This is a genomic window from Glaciimonas sp. PCH181, assembly GCF_003056055.1.
Lineage (GTDB): Bacteria > Pseudomonadota > Gammaproteobacteria > Burkholderiales > Burkholderiaceae_D > Glaciimonas.
Window position 1 is genome coordinate 1073434 of record NZ_PYFP01000001.1, and the last position, 20730, is coordinate 1094163.

Genomic DNA, 20730 nt, shown 5'->3' on the forward strand with positions numbered 1-20730 from the left:
TGACTGGTAGCAAGGGAATGATGAGGCTTAGCCAGAAATAAACGATACGATGCGGCAATGATTGTAGCGATTAATTCTTCAAATAACTGCGCAAAGTCGCACCTTCGTATTCCAGACGGAATTGCCCACGACGCTGCAATTCCGGGATCACCTGATCCACAAAATCATCGAATCCGTCTGGCAAATGTGCTGGTGTAATCACGAAGCCATCGGCCCCGCCTTCTGCGATGATATGACCCATCCAGTCGGCGATGTCGCTGGCGGTCCCGACGATCTGCGGCACCAGCACACCAGTGGCATACAGACGTCCAATGTCGGCTAGCGTCAGTTTTTGTTCCGCCGAGATTTCGCGGATCAGACTGAACAAGCCCTGCATACCGGCGACCTGTAAATCGCCAATCGGCGCATCCAGTGGATAGGCAGAAAAGTCGACATTCATATGGCTGGATAATGTCGATAAGCCCACAATGGGATCAACCAGAGCATTGTGTTGTGCCCGTTTTTCTTCTGCTTCGCCGATTGTTTCTCCAACAAATGGCATGATCGCGGTCAGTACTTTGATGTCTTGCGGAGCGCGTCCAAATTTTGGCGTGCGACTTTTAAGGTCGTTATAGAACCGTTGCATACGCGCCAGATCGGGCTGAATGGTGAATACCACCTCCGCCCAGCGCGCCGCGAAATCCTGCCCGCGATGCGATGATCCGGCCTGAATAATGACCGGTCCGCGTTGTGGCGAAGCGGGAATATTTAATGGCCCACGCACAGTGAAATGCGCCCCTTGATGATCGATGGCGGAGACCAGATCGGGATCTGCATAACGGCCGCTGTTGACCTCCAGCAGCAGCGCATCTTCGCCCCAACTGCCCCACAATTTATGCGTGACTTCAAGGAATTCGTCGGCGCGATCATAGCGTGCGTCATGTCCCAACGTTTCACGCAGACCAAAATTATCAGCCTCGCCCTGATTGACTGAGGTGACGACATTCCAGCTGGCACGGCCATCCGACAAGTGATCCAGCGTCGAAAATTCACGCGCCAGACTATACGGCTGAGAATAGGTCGTTGAGCGCGTCGCCCCCAAGCCGATATGCGACGTCACCGCTGCCAGCGCACCCAGTATCGGCAACGGGTCCATCCGCGTGGCATCCTGATCGCCGTGGGCAACGCCATACCGATGATCGCCCCCAAACCGCGTGGATATGGCAAGACGATCAGCAAAAAACAGTAAATCGAATTTGCCGCGTTCTAGCGTCCGGGCAATGTTGGTGTAGTAATCAAGTTTGAGAAATCCGCCTGACTGACTAGCGGGATGCCGCCACAGCACCTGGCTGTGAGCAGCATTACCAGCAATCAAAAATGCGGCGAGGTGCATTTGCATAGGAACTTTCAATAACGATTAAAGCAATGCTTCGCCGTACACTTTGTCCTTCACTTGCACCGGATTTTTGATCAGATTCAACTTATAGAAGGCCTCCACGATTTGCTGTTGTTCGGCAATGATGCCCGCATCCATGGGTACGGTCGTGTAGTTACGACGCTCGGTCGCCAGACGTAATACCTTGGCGTCCACGCCCAGTTGCGGTGCCAGCAAATCTGCTGTTTCCTGCGGATGTGCCTGCGTCCAAATGTTGGTTTTTTTCAATTCGACAAATAGCGTCCGGATGATATGTTTGTTTTGATCAACGAACTTCGGATTGGCAAGATGGAAGGTACGATTATTTGATAAGCCTGTACCGTCGCGCAAAATACGTGGGCTGGTAGAAATCTGCTGACCGGCAAGAAACGGATCCCATAAAGTGGCGGCATCAACGTTGCCGGACTGAAAAGTGGCCCGCACATCCGCTGCATTGCTGACATAAACAGGGACGATATCGTTGTAGGTCAGACCAACTTCTTCTAAGGCCTTTACCAACAGATATTGCACATTCCAACCGCGTCCCAATGCAATTTTTTTGCCCTTCAATTCCTTGATCGAGCGAATTGGCGAATCCTGCGCGACAAATATGCCGATCCCTTTTGGATACGGCTGTTCAGCCGCCAGATAGACAGCGTTCACGCCGGAGGCATTGGCAAATACCGATGGCGTATCGGCCGCATGACCGAAATCAATCGCCTCGGCGTTGAGCGCTTCGGTCAATTGCGGACCTGCCGCGAATTCGAACCATTTGACTTTCCATCCCAGCGGTTGCAACGCTTTCTCCAGATTGCCAGTGCCTTTGAGAATATTCAACGTGTTAAATTTTTGATAGCCGATCCGCAGCGTCTTCTCTTCGGCAGCCATACTCAACGGAACGGTGCCTACCAGTGCACTCGCGGCCAGCCCTTGCAAGATCAGGCGTCTTTTATTCGATGTCGTCGTCATGTTGTATCCAGAAAATTGATGTCGGTCTAAAAGCGCGATACGCATAAGCTAATGCGCCTCGACTAAAGGATTGCTAGCGTAATCAAGTTAGGGGAATTCAGGAACGAAGCATTTCAAGAATGATTAAACGTTTTCTGCATACACTTATGCATCGGCAAAAAGTTGGTGCCGACGTTTTAGCGCTATGGACATTGACGCATTATTTCAGCGTAGCTAAAGAGCAAATAAAAAAAGCGACCCGCAGAGGCTTAATCGCTTTTTTTAGTCTATCCGCTATCCACCAGATAGTTGGTGGCAGGACTTTATTGATCAAATTCCTTAAAATCTTTGGTCCGTTGTTCCGCATGCTGCGTCATACAACCCAGGTAAGCAATATTTCGTATCGTGCCGCCCTCATTCAAGCTGTACACAGCTTTGCAGTCATTCTCTCGAAATGTAACCCAAGCCCGTTGCGCGGTAATCAGATACTTCGTAATCGCTTCGTTCGGCACATCGGGCGTGCTTTTCTGCGCATACTTTTTTAACAGCGCTTGATAAGATTGGTTGAGACGCGCGTCGCCTTGATCAAACTGCTTCTGCGCGCACGCGTCCATTTCAATCGTATTACGCTGCGTGACACAAGGATCTTCCGTTGCAGCGAAAGAAATCAGCGGTAACAGACAAAACAAACCCAACAATGATTTACGCATACCATCCCATCCAATTAAGCCAATCTTTATTAACTTCATCAATGTCAAAGTTACCTCTGACGGATTTTAAATTCGCTTGAAAATGGAAGTCCCTCGTTTTAAATAACCCGCTATGCGCAAAAAAGGCCAGAAAAAACTGGCCTTTTCACGTTACTGGTTATCGTCGACTTCAGACTTAGGTTAATTCTTCCAGTCGAATCTTCGTGACCATACCGACTACTGTCTCCAATGCTTCGATTTTTGCAATCGCCGCTTCGACATTTTTCTCTTGCGTCTGATGCGTCAGCATGATGATGTCGGTACGAGTTTCGCCTTCAGCCGGTTCTTTTTGCAACATAGCGCTGATAGAAATCAACGAGTCTGCCAAAATATGCGTGACATCGGCCAACACACCCGGCTGATCCGTCACACGCATCCGCAGATAGTAACTGGTCGTGATTTCTGCCATCGGCAGAATCTGAATGTCGGTCATTGCATCCGGTTGGAATGCCAGATGCGGCACGCGATGTTCAGGATCGGCAGTTGCCAGACGCGTGATATCGACCAGGTCAGCGATCACTGCCGACGCGGTTGGCTCAGCGCCTGCACCCTTGCCGTAATACAGCGTTTCGCCTACTGCATCGCCGCGTACTAACACCGCATTCATCGCGCCTTCAACGTTAGCAATCAGACGACTAGCCGGAACTAATGTCGGATGTACACGCAACTCAATACCAGCTTCGGTACGTTTAGTGATACCGAGTAACTTGATGCGATAGCCGAGTTGTTCGGCATAACGAATATCCGTCGCCTGCAACTTGGTAATGCCCTCAACGTGCGCTTTGGCAAATTGCACTGGAATACCGAAAGCAATCGCCGCCATGATGGTCAGCTTATGAGCCGCGTCGACACCTTCAATATCGAAAGTCGGATCAGCTTCGGCGTAACCCAAGCGTTGCGCTTCTTTGAGCACGACCTCAAAATCCAGCCCTTTATCACGCATTTCCGACAGAATGAAGTTGGTGGTGCCGTTGATGATGCCTGCGATCCATTCAATACGATTGGCGGTCAGACCTTCGCGCAATGCCTTGATAATGGGAATTCCACCAGCCACAGCCGCCTCGAACGCGACGATCACGCCTTTTTCTTGCGCCGCTTTAAAAATCTCATTGCCATGCGTTGCGATCAGCGCTTTGTTCGCTGTGACGACGTGCTTGCCATTGGCAATGGCCTTCAACACCAGATCTTTGGCGATGCCATAGCCACCAATCAGCTCGATGACAATGTCGATGTCCGGATTGTTAACTACCAGATTAGCGTCGTTGACTACTTCCACTTCGCCGTGCGTCAGTTGTTTGGCGCGCTCGGTGTTCAGATCGGCCACCATCGTAATTTCGATGCCGCGCCCAGCTCTTGCAGCAATTTCCTGCTGATTACGTTTTAAAACGTCGAACGTGCCGGAACCGACCGTACCTATGCCTAGTAAACCTACTTTGATGGATTTCATAATCTCTACTATCTGAAAAAAATGCTGCTATCGAAATGACCTAAGACCATCTCCGACGCTGTGAGCAACAACATGAAGCTCATCCACGAATCAAACCAACTGTTTTAAATCTGCCTTCAATGCGTCTTTCTTACGTACCGTGCCGCTTACGATATCCTTCAAGAAAATGCGCAATCCGACCGACCGATACTGCCAGATCATCCGTATTCGGCAAAAACACTACACGGAAATGATCGTGGGTCGGGCAATTAAATCCCGTCCCTTGCACAATCAGCACTCTTTCTTCTGCCAATAGCTGATAGGCGAAATCCTGATCATCTGCAATCGGGTAAATATGCGGGTCAAGCCGCGGAAACATATACAACGCGGCTTTTGGTTTAACGCATGTTACGCCGGGAATATCGGTAAGTAACTTATACGCCATGTCGCGCTGACGTGTTAAGCGGCCATTCGGGGCGACTAAGTCGTTAATACTTTGATAGCCACCGAGCGCCGTTTGAATCGCATATTGACCCGGCGCGTTGGCACACAAACGCATCGACGCCAGCATGTTCAAACCTTCGATATAACTTTTTGCATGTCTTTTTTCGCCTGATACGACCATCCAGCCAGCGCGATAACCGCATGAGCGATAATTTTTTGACAAGCCGTTGAAGGTGATAAACAGGACATCGTCAGCCAGCGAAGCCAACGAGGTATGCACGTGGCCATCGTAGAGAACCTTGTCGTAAATTTCATCGGCAAAGATGATCAACTGATGCTCACGCGCCAGATCGACGATTTCTTGCAATAACGTATCCGGATATAAAGCACCGGTAGGGTTATTGGGATTAATCACCACGATTGCGCGCGTATTGGCGTTGATTTTGCTCTTGATATCGGCAATATCAGGGAACCAATCAGCCTTCTCATCACACACATAATGGCGTGGCGTACCGCCTGAAAGACTCACCGCTGCGGTCCACAAAGGATAGTCGGGTGACGGCACCAATACTTCATCACCGGTATTGAGCAACGCGTTCATGCTCATTACAATTAATTCCGAGGCACCATTACCGAGATAAATATCTTCAATAGTGACGCCCCGAATGTTCTTTTGCTGGGTGTAATGCATCACCGACTTGCGCGGCGCGAACATACCTTTGGAATCGGTATAGCCTGCGGCATTACCCATATTGCGGATCATGTCCTGTACGATTTCATCGGGAGGCTCGAAACCGAAAACGGCCAGATTACCAATGTTCAATTTGATAATCTTATGGCCTTCTTCCTCCATTTGCCGCGCTTTTTCCAACACAGGTCCACGGATGTCGTAACAGACGTCGTCCAGTTTTTTTGATTTTTGAATTGGTCGCACAGCACGATCCTTGTTATTTGATGCCATATCGGCATGCATTCACTGGCGCAAAAGGGTTCGCCAGAATTAGCCCATTAGAGTAGGCGAGAACCAGCCATTTTGCCGAAAGCGTGAAGCTTTATCAATCAAATTATCATGTAATAGCAGTTCGTTACCGATGGAAAACGCTACAATGCAGCACTTTATTTTCCTTTTTACGGGAATTGGCGGGCTGCAACGATCTGATCGGACGACATTTGCTACGATCTTATCGACTTTAATTGCCGTCCTTCACGCGGAGAATCAGACCATGAAGCTGCACCACACCGCAACACAGCAATACCAGACCGTGACCGCCTATGATGACAATGGTGTCGACATCAATCTGGTCCGTTTTGATTACAGCCTGCTCGTCCTGCCAGAATCGCCGCCGGTCGCATGGCCTGTGCGCAACTTTGAGCGACTAGACCCGGAACACTTTGCCCATATCGCCAGCATGGATCCCGATGTTGTCATACTCGGCACGGGCAAACGCCAGCGCTTTGTGCATCCAAAACTGACAACGGTCCTGACTGCGCGCCGTATCGGCGTGGAATGCATGGACAATCAGGCGGCATGCCGTACCTACAACATTTTGATGGCCGAAGGACGCAAAGTCGCGCTAGCATTAATTTTCGACACAGTCGATCCGATCTCCACAATCAAGGGACCCGCTCAAGATGCGTGAACTGCATAAATCCAAGACCTTTGTCTGGGTCTTATTTCTCCTATTTTGTATTATCTGGTGCTACATGCTGGGCGCACGCACGCTAGTACCAAGTGACGAAGGACGCTACGCTGAAATGGCGCGCGAGATGGTCGCAACCAGTGACTGGGTCACCTTGCGCTTGAATGGCATCAAATACTTTGAAAAACCACCGTTGCAAACGTGGATGAATGCGTTGACCTTTGAAATATTTGGTCTGGGTGAATGGCAAGCGCGTTTGTGGACTGGCTTATGCGGTTTGTTGGGCGTGGTATTGGTCGCCTTCACCGGTCGCAAAGTATTTTCAGAGCGCACCGGTTTTTTCGCAGCCTTAGTACTAGGTTCCAGCTTCTTATGGGCTGGTTTGGGCCATATCAATACGCTGGATATGGGGCTGGCTGGCATGATGACGCTTTCTCTGGTTGGCTTGTTAATAGCACAACGTAGCGAAGCGGATGCCACAGAACAACGCAACTGGATGCTGGTCTGCTGGGCAGGCATGGCGCTGGCGGTACTATCCAAAGGATTGATCGGGATCGTTTTGCCGGGCGCGGTGTTGGTGCTGTACACATTATTTTCCCGCGACTGGTCGATCTGGAAGCGCTTGCATCTCATTAAAGGTCTGATACTTTTCTTTGTTATTACCACGCCTTGGTTTGTACTGATCTCGTTGAAAAACCCGGAATTTCCGCGTTTTTTCTTCATTCATGAGCATTTTGAGCGCTTTACCAGCAAAATCCATCATCGTTATGGACCGCCTTACTACTTCATACCAATTCTATTGCTGGGCATCATTCCGTGGTTAGGCGTTCTTTTCCAGAGTTTGTGGAACGGCGCGCATGAGCGCAATGCCGCTGCCGGTTTCCAGCCGAAAAAGATGTTGCTGATCTGGACATTATTTATTTTCTTCTTTTTCAGCATTTCTGATTCGAAGCTGCCGTCTTATATATTGCCGATTTTTCCATCGCTGGCGCTGCTGATTGCCTGCCATCTGGAAAAAGCATCAAATAAAGCTATCAATGCCTCAGCCCTGCTCTTGCTAATACCAGGCGCAATCGGCGTGGTGTTGGCGTGGAAGATTCCTTCACTGGCAAAAGATGCTTATTCGTTGCCATTGATGACAGCACACGTACCTTGGGTATTTGCAGCCTCAGTCATCGCATGTATAGGCGCCATCGCCGCCCTGCTGTTATCGCGCCGTCAAAAAGAATGGGCAATTGTGGCATTAGCGACGAGCGGATTTTTAGGCGGTCAGATATTGATGTACGGTCATGATCCTCAAGGTCGTTACTCTGCGGGAATCGATATGGTGCCCGCCATCGAGGCTGAGCTAACGCCAGAGACACCGCTTTATGTTGTCGGCAAATATGAACAGTCATTGCCGTTCTACCTGCGCCGCACCATGATTATGGTGCAGCATATGGATGAGCTGGAATTTGGCCTGAATCAAGAGCCGCAACTTTGGATTCCGACAGTTGATGCATTTGCCGTTAAGTGGGCCGCAGATCACGACGCCGGGAAAAAGGATGTAGCGATCATGCGTCCTGAAAATTATACGGAGTTGCAAAAGAAAGGCCTGCCGATGCGTGTCATTGCGCAAGATCCACGCCGTGTCGTAGTGACTAACGCCATGCAAAAACCTGGTGAAAAATCTCCTGCCAAAGAGACCGAAGCAACGCCAGCTCCAGAACCAGCCGCAGCAACATCCGACGCCAGCGCCGCTAGTGCGGCTTCGGCTTCCACGTCAACCCAATAAGGATTAAAGCCTATGACAATCACCACCTTCGGCTTTATTCTGACCGGCGTTTTCCTGAATGCCTTGGCGCAATTGCTGCTGAAAGCGGGCACCAATGCGGTCGGCGCGATTCATTTAACAAGCCAGAATTGGTTTGCCACCGGCATCAAATTAGCTACGCAATTGCCTATCCTTGGCGGCCTGACTTGCTATGTTATTTCAGTAGGCGTCTGGATTATCGGCCTGTCACGCGTGGATGTGACGATTGCTTACCCTTTACTGTCGCTGGGTTATATCGTTAGCGCGATTGGTGCGTGGTACTTTTTAGGTGAAACTATCTCGGCCCAACGCATCATGGCGATCGGTGTGATCATCGTTGGCGTGGTGTTGCTAACACGTAGCTGACGACAGACCATTTATCTGGCTGACGCTATCCTTTGAATAGAATCGGCCAGATAAATTTCAAACGGGTGTAAGCATTTGAACATTTCTCGCAACCGATCAATACTCCCATCGGCGCTCCCGACAACTTAAATACTTTGGTGAAATTCGCTATGAGCCAACAATCGCAACAACCGTTCCTGCCATTTTCCAAGCCGACTATCGATGAGGACACGATCGCCGCCGTCGGCGATGTCCTTCGCTCTGGCTGGATCACCAGCGGCCCGAAGGTACAGGCTTTTGAAAGCCAATTATCCGAGTATTTGGGCGGTCGCCCTGTGCGGACCTTTAATTCCGGCACATGCACCATGGAAATCGCTTTGCGTATTGCTGGAATCGGTCCCGGCGATGAAGTCATTACCACGCCGATTTCATGGGTCGCTACTGCGAATGTAATTATAGAAACTGGCGCAACGCCGGTGTTTGCCGATATTGATCCGCATACCCACAATATCGATCTGGATAAGCTGGAAGCGGCAATCACGCCTCGTACAAAAGCCATTATTCCGGTCTATCTCGCTGGCTTGCCGGTCGATATGGATCGTTTATATGCGATTGCGAAGAAGCACAATCTGCGCGTGGTAGAAGATGCAGCACAAGCGCTTGGCTCCTCCTGGAAAGGTCAGCACATCGGCGCATTTGGCGATTTCGTCTCGTTCAGTTTTCAGGCCAACAAAAATATTACCTCTTCCGAAGGCGGTTGTTTAGTCTTGAATAATGCTGAAGAAGCCCGGCTAGCGGAAAAATATCGCCTGCAAGGCGTTACCCGCAGTGGCTACGACGGCATCGATGTCGACGTTCTGGGCGGCAAATTTAATATGACGGACATCGCAGCCGCGATCGGCCTCGGTCAGTTTGCACATATTGATGCCATCACCGCCCATCGCCGCACGTTGGCAAAACACTATTTCAACTGTTTTGGTAGCGACTTCACCGAAAAATACGGCGCGGAATTGCCCATTGCAGATTTTGAGAACAGTAATTGGCACTTGTTTCAATTAGTGCTGCCTGAGCGCACCGACGGAAAACCCGCACGCGCGACGTTCATGGAGCAAATGCAAGCGCTTGGCGTCGGTGTCGGTTACCACTATGCACCAATCCACCTGTTCAGCATGTATCGCGCACGCGGCTTTAAAGAAGGCATGTTTCCAGTGTCGGAACGTGTTGGCCGACTCATCGTGACGCTACCAATGTTCAATGCAATGACAAGCAATGATGTCGAACGAGCGGTGGACGCGGTAAAATCCGTGCTTAAATAAATTTGCAAAAGATTCATGAAACCAGAAATCAGCGTCGTCATCCCGGTTTATAACGAAGAATCCGGACTCGCCCAACTATTCGAGCGTCTTTATCCGGCGCTTGATGCGCTGGGCACGTCTTACGAAATCATATTCGTCAACGACGGTAGTCGCGACACTTCCGCAGCAGTGCTAGCCGATCAATTTCGGCTGCGTCCGGACGTCACCCGCGTTGTCCTGTTTAACGGCAATTTTGGCCAGCACATGGCGATTTTGGCCGGTTTTGAAAATAGTCGTGGTCAAATTATCATCACACTTGATGCCGACTTGCAAAATCCGCCGGAAGAAATCGGCAATTTGGTCAACAAAATGCGTGAGGGCTATGATTACGTCGGCTCCATACGCCGTCAGCGTCAGGATTCTGCCTGGCGTACCGTTGCCTCAAAGGTAATGAATCGGCTCCGCGAAAAAATCACCCACATCAAAATGACCGATCAAGGCAATATGCTGCGCGCCTACGGCCGCAATGTGGTTGACCTGATTAACCAGTGCAAGGAAGTGAATACGTTTGTTCCCGCCCTGGCTTATACATTCGCGCGCAAGCAGACCGAAATTATGGTTGAGCACGAAGAGCGCTCGGCGGGTGAGTCGAAATACTCGCTTTACAGCTTGATTCGATTGAATTTCGATCTGGTCACCGGTTTTTCATTAGTACCATTGCAGCTGTTTTCTCTGGCCGGCATCGTTCTGGCTTTTGGATCCGCTGCATTGTTCATTTTGCTACTGGTGCGACGTTTCCTGTTTGGCGCTGAAGTGCAGGGACTATTTACCCTGTTTGCGATAAATTTCTTCTTGATGGGCGTCATTTTGTTTGGAATAGGGCTAGTCGGTGAGTACGTCGGCCGCATTTACCAGCAAGTACGTGCCCGTCCGCGCTATGTTGTGCAAGCAGTCTTAGAGCAATCTTCACCAGAAGATAAGGACGCTTCATGAAAGCGGTGGTTTTTGCGTATCACAACGTTGGCGTCCGCTGCCTGAAGGTTTTGCTGGCACGCGGCGTCGATATCGCATTGGTCGTCAGCCATGAAGATAACCCGCAAGAAACTATCTGGTTCGATTCAGTTGCAGCAATATGTCGTGAACATGGTATTCCGGTGGTAACGCCGTCAAACCCGGATAATCCAGAGTTACTTGCGCAAATCACAGCATTGCAGCCAGACTTTATTTTCAGTTTCTATTACCGCCATATGTTGCCGGTGACGTTGTTGAGTTTAGCGAAACATGGCGCTTACAACATGCATGGCTCGTTGCTGCCGAAATATCGCGGCCGCGTCCCGATTAATTGGGCAGTCTTATACGGCGAGACTGAGACTGGCGCGACATTGCATGAAATGACGGCCAAGCCCGACGCTGGCTTTATCGTCGCGCAAACGGCGGTGCCCATTTTACCGGACGATACTGCGCATGAAGTCTTCGGCAAAGTTGTCGTTGCGGCAGAGCAAACGTTATGGAATGCGCTGCCAGCAATGTTGTCAGGCAAACCAACTAAGCTGCCGAATGATTTGTCGCAAGGCAGTTATTTCGGTGGGCGTAAGCCAGAAGATGGCAAAATCGACTGGCAACAAACGGCGCAAGCCGTGTACAACCTGTATCGCGCAGTTGCACCGCCCTATCCGGGTGCATGGACGGTCGTCGGCGACACCACTTTTGTTATAGAAAATGCACGTTTATCGACTATCGTTACGCCAAATTTGCCACTAGGCTTGGCGGTAGAGGATAATTGCATTTTTGGCGTATGCGGCGATGGTCGTGCGCTGTTAATCAAAAGTCTGACCGCCGATGGAAAAACAGTAACGGCAGAAATGCTGCAAGCGACGCTTCAGAGAAATGCCGGGCAAACGCCTCAGTAATATTGTCCCGTCCTTAAGCAACTGTAAGGCGGTCTAACGCCACCATGCTATAGATAGAAGTTGCAGTGTTTAATGTTCGGCGCGGACACCATAATCATCCAGAATGACAACCTAATTACAAGATACCAATATGAAAAAAGTCCTTATTCTCGGCGTTAACGGCTTCATCGGCCACCATCTTTCCAAGCGCATTCTGGATACTACCGACTGGCACGTCTACGGTATGGATATGATGACCGACCGCATCCGTGACCTGCTCGACAACGAAGAGTACAAATCGCGCATGCACTTCTTTGAAGGCGACATCACGATTAACAAAGAATGGGTTGAGTATCACGTCAAGAAATGCGATGTAATTCTGCCACTGGTCGCCATTGCAACGCCATCGACCTACGTCAAAAAGCCTTTGCGCGTGTTCGAACTGGATTTTGAAGCCAATCTACCGATCGTTCGTTCTGCTGCAAAATACGGCAAACATTTGGTATTTCCATCAACTTCCGAAGTCTATGGCATGTGCCACGATGAAGAATTCGATCCGGAAGAATCCGAATTAATCTGCGGCCCAATCAATAAACCACGCTGGATTTATTCTTGCGCGAAGCAGTTGATGGATCGTGTGATTTGGGGCTATGGCATGGAAGATGGCCTAAACTTCACCCTATTCCGCCCGTTTAACTGGATTGGTGCTGGCCTGGATTCGATCCATACGCCAAAAGAAGGTAGCTCACGCGTAGTTACACAATTCTTCGGTCACATCGTTCGTGGTGAAAACATCTCGCTGGTAGACGGTGGTCAGCAAAAACGTGCATTTACGTATATCGACGACGGTATTGATGCACTGATCAAGATTATCGCCAACAAAGATGGCGTCGCCAGCGGCAAAATATACAACATCGGCAACCCGGTTAACAACTACTCTATTCGGGATCTAGCTGAAATGATGTTGAAATTGGCTGCTGAATATCCTGAATACGCGGAGTCGGCCAAGAATGTGAAAATCATCGAAACGACTTCGGCAGCGTACTATGGCAACGGCTATCAGGACGTTCAAAATCGCGTACCAAAAATCACCAATACTTGCGACGAACTGAACTGGCAGCCAACAATCAACATGGCTGACACGTTACGCAATATTTTTGATGCCTATCGCGGTCAAGTCGCCGAAGCCCGCGCTTTGATGGATTAAAGTCTGGATTAAGCGCATTGCTGCATCAGGCTTAGCGCAGAATGTACTGGGCGGAAGTTTTGTCTTCCGCCTTTTTTTCGCCATATAAAACAGCGTCAATATTGCGATTGCATTACCCGCAAACAAGATATTTCCCCGTATATTGCGACTTATTATTCTCAAAGATCAGACCATCCCTTGCCTCTACTTACCTTAAAAATCGATGCTGACACCTATCGTGGTACACGCGAAGGCGTCCCGAATCTGGTGCGTTTGCTGACCAAATATCAAGCACGTGCGACGTTTCTGTTTTCACTTGGCCCGGACCATACGGGCTGGGCCTTGAAGCAGGTATTTCGGCCTGGGTTTTTCAAAAAAGTATCGCGTACATCGGTAGTTGAACATTACGGATTGAAAACGCTGATGTATGGCGTTTTATTGCCCGCGCCGGATATCGGCAAAACCTGCGCAAGCTATATGCAGGCAGTGCGCGCAGCAGGCTTCGAATGCGGCATCCACACCTGGGATCATCGCGTCTGGCAAGACCACGTAAGACAACGCGATGCTGTGTGGACGCAAGCCACCATGCAACGGGCATTTGATCGATTCAAGCTTATCTTCGGGACCGCACCAAAAACCCACGGCGCAGCGGGATGGCAAATGAATCCGCATGCATTCCAGCAACTTGAAGCGTTTAATATTGCTTACTCGTCGGATGGTCGTGCGATGCTGACGGAGTCAGGCGCTTTGGCCGACCAACATGCTGGTCCGCATCGATTAAGCGTAGAAGGCGCAACATTGCCCTGCATTCAGCTGCCAACCACGTTGCCGACGCTGGATGAGCTACTGGGACGTACTATAGATGGCGTCGAATTAAATATTACAAATATTGGCGCACATATACTGAAATTGACGGCGTCGCCGCGAGATCACGTATTTACATTGCATGCAGAACTTGAAGGACAAAAACTCGCCCCAATATTTGAGCAACTGTTGCAGGGATGGCGCAAGCAAGGTTACGATCTGGTGGCGATGGACGACTATTACCGGCAGGTTAAAGATCAGGATTTACCGACTTTGCCGTTGCGCTGGGCAGAATTACCGGGACGCTCCGGGGATATGATCATGCAGCCCAGCGAATAATCGTTTGCGGATGTCTGGGTATCTCTGAACTGGTAATTATTTTATACATTTGACTCAGGGAACAGGACAATAAATTGGCAGATCACGCATCGATTATCAACATGACTGTGCCCGACTTTTCCGCTGCCATGACCGGCGATCAGACTTTTACCTTATCTGACTTTAAGGGCAAAAATCTGGTGCTCTATTTTTACCCAAAAGACAACACGCCGGGCTGTACGACCGAAGGCATTCAATTCCGCGACCTCTACCCCGAATTCCAGCAAAATAATACGTTTTTATTTGGGATAAGCCGTGACAGCATTCGTTCACACGAAGGTTTCAAAGCCAAGCTGGCGATGCCGTTCGACCTGATTTCAGATCCGGACGAGACCTTATGCGCTATGTTTAATGTCATGAAAATTAAAAACATGTACGGCAAGCAAGTGCGTGGCGTTGATCGCAGCACGTTTGTGATTGACGGCAGCGGCACATTGGTGAAAGAATGGCGTGGAGTAAAGGTGCCTGGCCACGTGGCAGACGTACTGGATTTTGTGAAGACTATTAATTGAGTTTCTACATCATTGAAATCAAGAAAAATAATTCCTGGAAAGCCGTTTGAGAATAAGGTCTTTGGCCTTCTCAAACGGCTTTTTTACTTTGCAATTTAGCGTTTCTTTCAGTTCCAAAGATAGCTGCCCGTCATTTTTGTTGTTTTTATATTTATTTTTCACCGGTTGGTCTAGTTCGTGTTTTACTTGTTTCACACAGGACTTGCGCAAAATTGTTTCAGCAACGATGTTATCAACCTTGCCGACGAAGACAGTACGACTGTATGAGAAGGCATAACGCGGCTGAGCGGTTTGGCGGCAAGCCATATCAAAGCGAACTATTTTTTCATCACTAGAGCGAGGTTTTTTATGCCCCTACCAAAACTACCGACCAAACCCGCTGCCCTACTTTCCGTCCAGGATTATCCAAAAGCGGAAGCTGGCAAAACCGTCAAACCCCGCATTGCCATCGTTGAACCAGTTGCGCGCACCGCGCGACCTGCAAGCACCGTGAGTGCACCGAAGCTGACAACAGCCCCTCAAGCACGCAGCAAACCAGTAGAAGCACGCGTCGTTGAGAGCCGTAAAACCGATAAAGCGCCATCCGATAACCCGCGTTCAGTCAAAGACAAAACTGTTAAATCGACAGATCGCCCTAAATCCAGCACCAGCCGTGCCGCCGACAAATCCGGCGTCACTAAACTGTTCGTACTCGATACAAATGTTTTGATGCATGATCCAAGCTCGCTGTTCCGCTTTGAAGAACACGACATTTACTTGCCGATGGTGACGCTGGAAGAACTCGATAACCATAAAAAAGGGATGTCCGAGGTTGCACGTAATGCCCGTCAGGTATCGCGTTCATTGGATGCCTTGGTGGGTGATGTGGTCGATGCACAGATCGACCACGGCATTCCGCTGGCAAAACTAGGGAACAAAGACGCCAAAGGTCGCTTGTTCTTCCAGACCAAACTGCAAAATGGCACGTTGCCTGAGGGCTTGCCGGTCGGCAAAGCAGATAATCAGATTCTGGGCGTAGTACGTGCGCTGGAAACCGAAACACCTGGCCGTCCGGTTGTGCTCGTGTCTAAAGACATTAATATGCGCATCAAGGCCCGTGCAATGGGTCTGCCGGCAGAAGATTATTTCAATGACCATGTGCTGGAAGATACCGATTTGCTGTATTCAGGCATACAGCAATTACCGGATGATTTCTGGATTAAGCATGGCAAAGGAATCGAATCCTGGCAAGAAAACAAGCTTGGCACCGGCTATACTTTTTATCGTCTGAGCGGCCCATTGGTGCCATCACTTCTGGTCAATCAGTTCGTTTTCATTGAACCGAAAAACGGCGAACCAGCATTCTACGGACAAGTTACACAAATCAACGGCAAGACAGCGGTATTGCAAACGCTGCGCGACTATGCGCATACCAAAAATAGTGTGTGGGGCGTTACAGCCCGAAATCGTGAGCAAAATTTTGCACTGAATTTATTGATGAATCCTGAGTGCGACTTCGTCACGTTGCTGGGCCAGGCCGGTACGGGTAAAACCTTGCTAGCCTTGGCAGCAGGGCTGGCGCAAGTGCTGGAAACCAAAACGTATAACGAAATCATCGTGACGCGTGTCACCGTGCCAGTTGGCGAGGATATTGGTTTCTTGCCGGGCACGGAAGAAGAGAAAATGGGTCCATGGATGGGAGCCTTCGACGACAATCTCGAAGTTCTCAATAAGTCGGATTCTGATGCGGGTGAATGGGGTCGTGCAGCGACACAAGACTTGATTCGCTCACGCATCAAAATCAAATCCCTTAACTTCATGCGTGGTCGCACTTTCGTTAACAAGTTCTTGATCATTGATGAGGCGCAAAATTTGACGCCAAAGCAAATCAAAACCTTGGTGACACGCGCCGGTCCAGGTACAAAAATTATTTGTCTGGGTAACATTGCGCAGATCGATACGCCATATCTGACTGAGGGCTCAAGCGGCCTGACGTATGTCGTCGATCGATTCAAAGGCTGGTCGCACAGCGGACATGTAACGTTGGCTCGCGGCGAAAGATCGCGTCTGGCAGATCATGCGAGTGAAGTGTTGTAATTCTCATTGAAGCGTCGGCTAGCTAGTTTTGCCACGCAAACAGTGCAAAAGGGAACGATTCTATTGAATTGTTCCCTTTTTTCTTTTTGTGGCTTTGAATAACAATTATTAATTCGCCTGTTGGCCTTATCGCGACAGACCAAAGCGTCGGTCAATCCCCTGATTGCTTTCCCTAATTGAGGTTTCTTTAGGTATAAAGGCCTGCAAGTATTGCGAAAAAACAACAATAAACCATCGCACTGGCAGAAATTACTTGAGAACGTACTCTACAAATACCCCATTTTTTCGCAAAAAATAACGTTTACTGCATTTGCATCGCTCCTGTAAAGGCTCTCGATAGCCTCCCGCATCAAGTCTTGCAATTTTCCGTCGTAAGCACCGTCTGTGAACTCCGTCAAATTCCTGTATATTCTTGCCTAGGCAATGAATATTAAAGAAATCAAGTGAGCAATCCTTTGAGTAATACCCCTCCGCTTTTCCCTCTCGACAACTATCAGATTGAAGATAGCATTGGCTATTTGCTTGCGCGTACACGCACTATGCTGGTAAAGAGTTCAGACGAACAACTCAGCGAATATAAGATCACCCACGCCCAAGGTGCGATCCTGCTGATGCTTTCTACCGGCAAATATTCGACAGCTGCTGATCTGGCACGCGAAACCTATACTGACGCTGCCTCTATGAAGCGGATGATTGATCGGCTTGCTGCGCGTGGATTAATTTTGCGTGAGCCGTGTGCACGGGATCGGCGTTTAGTGAATTTAGTGCTGACCGATGACGGTGCCGAACTCGCAAAACAAGTACCTAAGCATTTTTGTGCAGTGCTGAATCAGCATTTCGAAGGGTTCACAGTAGAAGAAATCGGCTTTCTGAAGTCTTTATTACGCCGCATCCTTGTAAATAGTGCGTAATCGACTACCGTTAAAACTCATTGACTAGACAATAGTAATTTCAGTTCATTGGCAGTTGCAATTGCCTTCAGGACATCTTCTATAAACATGACATCATCAACAATTGCCGTTAAACACATTACTCCAATGAACATTCTCTCAATCAAGTCCGGCCGCGCCTTCTCACTGGTGAGTAAGCAGCGCCTTGCGGTCTGTGCAGCTGTAGTCTTGCTATCGGCATGCGCCAATATGCGCGGTATTCAAACTAGCGCACATACGAATGCGCCCACCGACTACGCCACAGCAAGCTCTCTTCCAAATCAAGGTGGTTTGTGGCCTGATGCCTCTTGGGTGACAAGTATCGGTGGCGCACCGCTGCAAGAATTGACGGATGAGGCATTGGCTGGCAATCCAGATCTGCAGGTTGCAGCAGCCCGTGTTGCGGCAGCACGTGCGATGGTCGAGGCAGCGGGTGCAGCATCCAAGCCACAAGTTGGTGCCAGCTTTTCAACTACTCGCACACGCTTTACCGAAAACAGCATTTACCCGCCTCCTTTTGGTGGCGCGTATGTAACGGATAACGAGTTGGCGCTGAACTTCTCTTACGATCTCGATTTTTGGGGTAAGCATGGTGCCGAGCTACGCTCCGCGCTATCTCAGAGTAAAGCAGCGGAGGCCGAACATTCAGCCTCGCGTCTGATGCTGACCACTGCGGTCGCCAGAGCATGGGTACAGTTGGCGCGTGAGTATGCGCAATTGGATTTAACCACCCAACAATTAGCTTTGCGCGATCAATTAGAGCGCTTGACCCAACAGCGCTTTGCGGCTGGCCTCGATACCCAGAGCGATAATCAGCAAAGTCGCTTGCTAGTCGCCAATCTGCGCTCTGAGCATGCCCAGTGGGATGAGGCCATCGCCTTGACCCGCAATCAAATCGCGGCATTACTCGGACAAGGTCCAGATCGTGGTTTGCGCATTGCCAAACCAACGCTACCCGCAGAAGCAGCCGTCACCCTGCCCGATCAATTGCCGCTGGGCTTGTTGGGACGCCGTGCCGATATCGTAGCTGCGCGCTGGCAGGTCGAAGCCGCGCAGAGCGACATTAAGGTCGCCAAAACAGAGTTTTATCCCAACGTGAATATTTCCGCGATGATTGGTCTTTCCAGTCTGGGCTGGACCAACTTCCTCCGCAAAAGCAGCATGGTGAATGGGATTGGCCCGGCGATTCATTTGCCAATCTTTGAAGGTGGCGCATTGCGTGCCCAGCTCAAAGGCCGCGTTGCTGCCTACGATGGCGCTGTCGCCACCTATAACAAAGCGCTTACAGACGCCTTGCATGAAGTCTCGGATCAGGTGCAATCGTTACGCGCCGCTGAAGTTGAAAAAAACAATCAGCAACTCGCAATCACCGCCGCCGAACGCGGTATGACATTGGCGCAACAACGCCAACAAGTCGGCACAGCTAATATGTTGCAAGTCGTCGCTACGCAAATTACGTATCTATCACAGCGCAAGCTAGAACTGGATACACGTGCGCGGCGTGCCGATCTGCGAATTGGTCTTATCAAAGCATTGGGGGGCGGCTTTGATGCAAATGCCGAAGGCTTAACGCCAACCGCAAACAACACCCCCGCCACACAAAATAGCACTACCCCTTCATCGAACCGTCCACCTCTTGCGAATGCAGCGTCATGAACACACCTAATCAAACTCCTCAAGACCCGACAATAGCTGACACGCCAGCGAGCGCTGCTGTGCCGGACATCGAAACACCCGTTGAAACCAAAGGTAAACGGCGCGGCCTGCTGATTGCTGTCACGGTGATTCTGATCATTTTATTGATCGCTTACGGCATCTGGTGGGCAGTGTTTGCCCGTCATTATCAAAGCACCGACGATGCTTATGTCTCTGGCAACGTAGTCCAAGTGACGCCACAAGTTGGCGGTACAGTTTTGGCAATTAATGCCGACGATACCGAGTTGGTGCATGCCGGCAAGCCTCTCATTGAGTTAGATAAAGCCGATACCAAGGTTGCATTGGATCAGGCTGAAGCCCAACTTGCCCAAACCGTCCGTGAAGTACGCACATTGTTCGTGAACAACAGTGCATTAAGTGCGAACGTTACGGCGCGTAAATCGGAAGTCGAAAAAGCCCGCGCCGACCTGGCCCGCCGCCAGCAATTGATTTCTACAGGTGCCGTGTCCAAGGAAGAGTTGGAGCATGCGAAAGTCGCGTTACAAGCGGCCGATGCAGCGTTGCAAGCAACCAGCGAACAACTTGCCTCAAATCGCGTACTGACTGACAAAACAACTGTTGAGCAGCATCCAAACGTACTGCGCGCCGCAGCGCAGGTACGCAATATGTATTTGAACTATGCACGCACCACCTTGCCAGCGCCAATTACCGGCTACATCGCCAAGCGTTCGGTACAAGTCGGTCAACGGGTCGCCGCAGGAACGGCTTTATTGTCGATCGTGCCATTAAATGCACTGTGGGTTGATGCCAACTTTAAAGAAGTGCAGATCGCCAGCATGCGTATCGGCCAACCTGTGACGTTAGTCTCAGACCTTTACGGTTCGAAGATCGAATACCACGGCGAAGTAGCTGGCCTGGCAGCAGGTACTGGCTCCGCTTTCGCCTTGTTGCCAGCGCAGAATGCTAGCGGTAACTGGATCAAGATCGTTCAACGTATTCCGGTACGCATCACGTTAGACCCTAAAGATCTGGAAACGCATCCTTTGCGGATTGGTGTTTCGATGGATGTAAAGGTCGACATTGCCAAAACCGAAGGAACATCGCTGACAGCAGGTTCTGCCGCACGAACAACGCCAGCTTACAAGACGGATGTATTCGACAAATCGGGTGAAGAGGCGGATGCCATTATCAGCCGCATTATTGCCGCTAATAATGCCTCCAACGCTACTGCCGCGCATTGAAACCTGTCGCAACGGAAGCCGTGAAAA

General features: G+C 50.0%; 19 protein-coding genes. 13 read left to right on the forward strand and 6 right to left on the reverse strand.

Annotated features, from left to right (window positions below):
- Positions 1–70 precede the first annotated feature (70 nt).
- The 5 genes from C7W93_RS04805 to C7W93_RS04825 form a co-directional block, all read right to left on the reverse strand.
- On the reverse strand, positions 71–1378 hold the full coding sequence (locus tag C7W93_RS04805) for an LLM class flavin-dependent oxidoreductase (RefSeq protein ID WP_108438995.1): 1308 nt from the start codon (positions 1376–1378) through the stop codon (positions 71–73).
- 18 nt (positions 1379–1396) lie between these two features.
- Positions 1397–2362 carry a sulfonate ABC transporter substrate-binding protein gene (locus tag C7W93_RS04810; RefSeq protein WP_108440484.1) on the reverse strand — a complete coding sequence of 322 codons (966 nt, stop codon included), beginning with the start codon at positions 2360–2362 and terminating at the stop codon, positions 1397–1399.
- A 302-nt stretch (positions 2363–2664) separates the two neighbouring features.
- Positions 2665–3051, reverse strand: a complete 387-nt coding sequence (locus C7W93_RS04815; RefSeq protein ID WP_161539883.1) for a lysozyme inhibitor LprI family protein — start codon at positions 3049–3051, stop codon at positions 2665–2667.
- A gap of 175 nt (positions 3052–3226) precedes the next feature.
- Positions 3227–4537, reverse strand: a complete 1311-nt coding sequence (locus C7W93_RS04820; protein WP_108438997.1) for a homoserine dehydrogenase — start codon at positions 4535–4537, stop codon at positions 3227–3229.
- A gap of 130 nt (positions 4538–4667) precedes the next feature.
- Positions 4668–5894, reverse strand: a complete 1227-nt coding sequence (locus C7W93_RS04825) for a pyridoxal phosphate-dependent aminotransferase (protein ID WP_108440485.1) — start codon at positions 5892–5894, stop codon at positions 4668–4670.
- A gap of 289 nt (positions 5895–6183) precedes the next feature.
- On the opposite strand from C7W93_RS04825, the gene C7W93_RS04830 reads away from it, so the two are divergent.
- The 9 genes from C7W93_RS04830 to C7W93_RS04870 all read left to right on the forward strand — a co-directional run bounded on the left by C7W93_RS04830 (position 6184) and on the right by C7W93_RS04870 (position 14801).
- The gene (locus C7W93_RS04830; protein ID WP_108440486.1) at positions 6184–6600 is read left to right on the forward strand and encodes an Mth938-like domain-containing protein; all 417 of its coding nucleotides are present in this window, start codon (positions 6184–6186) and stop codon (positions 6598–6600) included.
- Complete coding sequence (locus tag C7W93_RS04835; protein ID WP_108438998.1) at positions 6593–8374, forward strand: glycosyltransferase family 39 protein; 1782 nt, start codon at positions 6593–6595, stop codon at positions 8372–8374. The genes C7W93_RS04830 and C7W93_RS04835 overlap by 8 nt, the downstream gene beginning before the upstream one ends.
- A 12-nt stretch (positions 8375–8386) precedes the next feature.
- A complete protein-coding gene (locus tag C7W93_RS04840; RefSeq protein ID WP_108438999.1) occupies positions 8387–8758 on the forward strand; it encodes an EamA family transporter in 372 nt (123 codons plus the stop codon).
- 149 nt (positions 8759–8907) lie between these two features.
- On the forward strand, positions 8908–10053 hold the full coding sequence (locus C7W93_RS04845) for a DegT/DnrJ/EryC1/StrS aminotransferase family protein (protein WP_108439000.1): 1146 nt from the start codon (positions 8908–8910) through the stop codon (positions 10051–10053).
- 15 nt (positions 10054–10068) lie between these two features.
- A complete protein-coding gene (locus C7W93_RS04850; protein WP_108439001.1) occupies positions 10069–11025 on the forward strand; it encodes a glycosyltransferase in 957 nt (318 codons plus the stop codon).
- Complete coding sequence (locus tag C7W93_RS04855; protein WP_108439002.1) at positions 11022–11942, forward strand: formyltransferase; 921 nt, start codon at positions 11022–11024, stop codon at positions 11940–11942. The genes C7W93_RS04850 and C7W93_RS04855 overlap by 4 nt, the downstream gene beginning before the upstream one ends.
- 130 nt (positions 11943–12072) lie before the next feature.
- Positions 12073–13128 (forward strand): bifunctional UDP-4-keto-pentose/UDP-xylose synthase, encoded by a 1056-nt coding sequence (locus C7W93_RS04860; protein WP_108439003.1) that lies wholly within the window; start codon positions 12073–12075, stop codon positions 13126–13128.
- A gap of 177 nt (positions 13129–13305) precedes the next feature.
- Positions 13306–14250 (forward strand): polysaccharide deacetylase family protein, encoded by a 945-nt coding sequence (locus C7W93_RS04865; RefSeq protein ID WP_108439004.1) that lies wholly within the window; start codon positions 13306–13308, stop codon positions 14248–14250.
- A gap of 101 nt (positions 14251–14351) precedes the next feature.
- Positions 14352–14801 carry a peroxiredoxin gene (locus C7W93_RS04870; protein WP_108440487.1) on the forward strand — a complete coding sequence of 150 codons (450 nt, stop codon included), beginning with the start codon at positions 14352–14354 and terminating at the stop codon, positions 14799–14801.
- A gap of 18 nt (positions 14802–14819) precedes the next feature.
- On the opposite strand, the gene C7W93_RS04875 is transcribed toward C7W93_RS04870, so the two are convergent.
- Complete coding sequence (locus C7W93_RS04875) at positions 14820–15107, reverse strand: hypothetical protein (protein WP_108439005.1); 288 nt, start codon at positions 15105–15107, stop codon at positions 14820–14822.
- Positions 15108–15149: 42 nt separating this feature from the next.
- Between C7W93_RS04875 and C7W93_RS04880 the strand changes: the two genes are divergently transcribed.
- The 4 genes from C7W93_RS04880 (at position 15150) to C7W93_RS04895 (ending at position 20703) form a co-directional block, all read left to right on the forward strand.
- On the forward strand, positions 15150–16877 hold the full coding sequence (locus C7W93_RS04880) for a PhoH family protein (protein ID WP_108439006.1): 1728 nt from the start codon (positions 15150–15152) through the stop codon (positions 16875–16877).
- A gap of 443 nt (positions 16878–17320) precedes the next feature.
- Positions 17321–17788: a MarR family winged helix-turn-helix transcriptional regulator gene (locus C7W93_RS04885; RefSeq protein WP_201747164.1), complete on the forward strand. Its 468-nt coding sequence runs from the start codon at positions 17321–17323 to the stop codon at positions 17786–17788.
- Positions 17789–17875: 87 nt separating this feature from the next.
- Positions 17876–19462 (forward strand): efflux transporter outer membrane subunit, encoded by a 1587-nt coding sequence (locus tag C7W93_RS04890; RefSeq protein ID WP_225869749.1) that lies wholly within the window; start codon positions 17876–17878, stop codon positions 19460–19462.
- The gene (locus C7W93_RS04895) at positions 19459–20703 is read left to right on the forward strand and encodes an HlyD family efflux transporter periplasmic adaptor subunit (protein WP_108439008.1); all 1245 of its coding nucleotides are present in this window, start codon (positions 19459–19461) and stop codon (positions 20701–20703) included. The genes C7W93_RS04890 and C7W93_RS04895 overlap by 4 nt, the downstream gene beginning before the upstream one ends.
- Positions 20704–20730 lie beyond the last annotated feature (27 nt).

Excerpts from the sequence above, each read along its gene's own strand:
- C7W93_RS04875 (WP_108439005.1), bottom strand. The coding sequence starts at position 15,107 with ATGGCTTGCCGCCAAACCGCTCAGCCGCGTTATGCCTTCTCATACAGT.
- C7W93_RS04810 (WP_108440484.1), bottom strand. The coding sequence starts at position 2,362 with ATGACGACGACATCGAATAAAAGACGCCTGATCTTGCAAGGGCTGGCC.
- C7W93_RS04845 (WP_108439000.1), top strand. The coding sequence starts at position 8,908 with ATGAGCCAACAATCGCAACAACCGTTCCTGCCATTTTCCAAGCCGACT.
- C7W93_RS04855 (WP_108439002.1), top strand. The coding sequence starts at position 11,022 with ATGAAAGCGGTGGTTTTTGCGTATCACAACGTTGGCGTCCGCTGCCTG.
- C7W93_RS04820 (WP_108438997.1), bottom strand. The coding sequence starts at position 4,537 with ATGAAATCCATCAAAGTAGGTTTACTAGGCATAGGTACGGTCGGTTCC.
- C7W93_RS04850 (WP_108439001.1), top strand. The coding sequence starts at position 10,069 with ATGAAACCAGAAATCAGCGTCGTCATCCCGGTTTATAACGAAGAATCC.
- C7W93_RS04895 (WP_108439008.1), top strand. The coding sequence starts at position 19,459 with ATGAACACACCTAATCAAACTCCTCAAGACCCGACAATAGCTGACACG.
- C7W93_RS04860 (WP_108439003.1), top strand. The coding sequence starts at position 12,073 with ATGAAAAAAGTCCTTATTCTCGGCGTTAACGGCTTCATCGGCCACCAT.
- C7W93_RS04870 (WP_108440487.1), top strand. The coding sequence starts at position 14,352 with ATGACTGTGCCCGACTTTTCCGCTGCCATGACCGGCGATCAGACTTTT.
- C7W93_RS04815 (WP_161539883.1), bottom strand. The coding sequence starts at position 3,051 with ATGCGTAAATCATTGTTGGGTTTGTTTTGTCTGTTACCGCTGATTTCT.
- C7W93_RS04830 (WP_108440486.1), top strand. The coding sequence starts at position 6,184 with ATGAAGCTGCACCACACCGCAACACAGCAATACCAGACCGTGACCGCC.
- C7W93_RS04805 (WP_108438995.1), bottom strand. The coding sequence starts at position 1,378 with ATGCAAATGCACCTCGCCGCATTTTTGATTGCTGGTAATGCTGCTCAC.
- C7W93_RS04890 (WP_225869749.1), top strand. The coding sequence starts at position 17,876 with ATGACATCATCAACAATTGCCGTTAAACACATTACTCCAATGAACATT.
- C7W93_RS04840 (WP_108438999.1), top strand. The coding sequence starts at position 8,387 with ATGACAATCACCACCTTCGGCTTTATTCTGACCGGCGTTTTCCTGAAT.
- C7W93_RS04880 (WP_108439006.1), top strand. The coding sequence starts at position 15,150 with ATGCCCCTACCAAAACTACCGACCAAACCCGCTGCCCTACTTTCCGTC.
- C7W93_RS04835 (WP_108438998.1), top strand. The coding sequence starts at position 6,593 with ATGCGTGAACTGCATAAATCCAAGACCTTTGTCTGGGTCTTATTTCTC.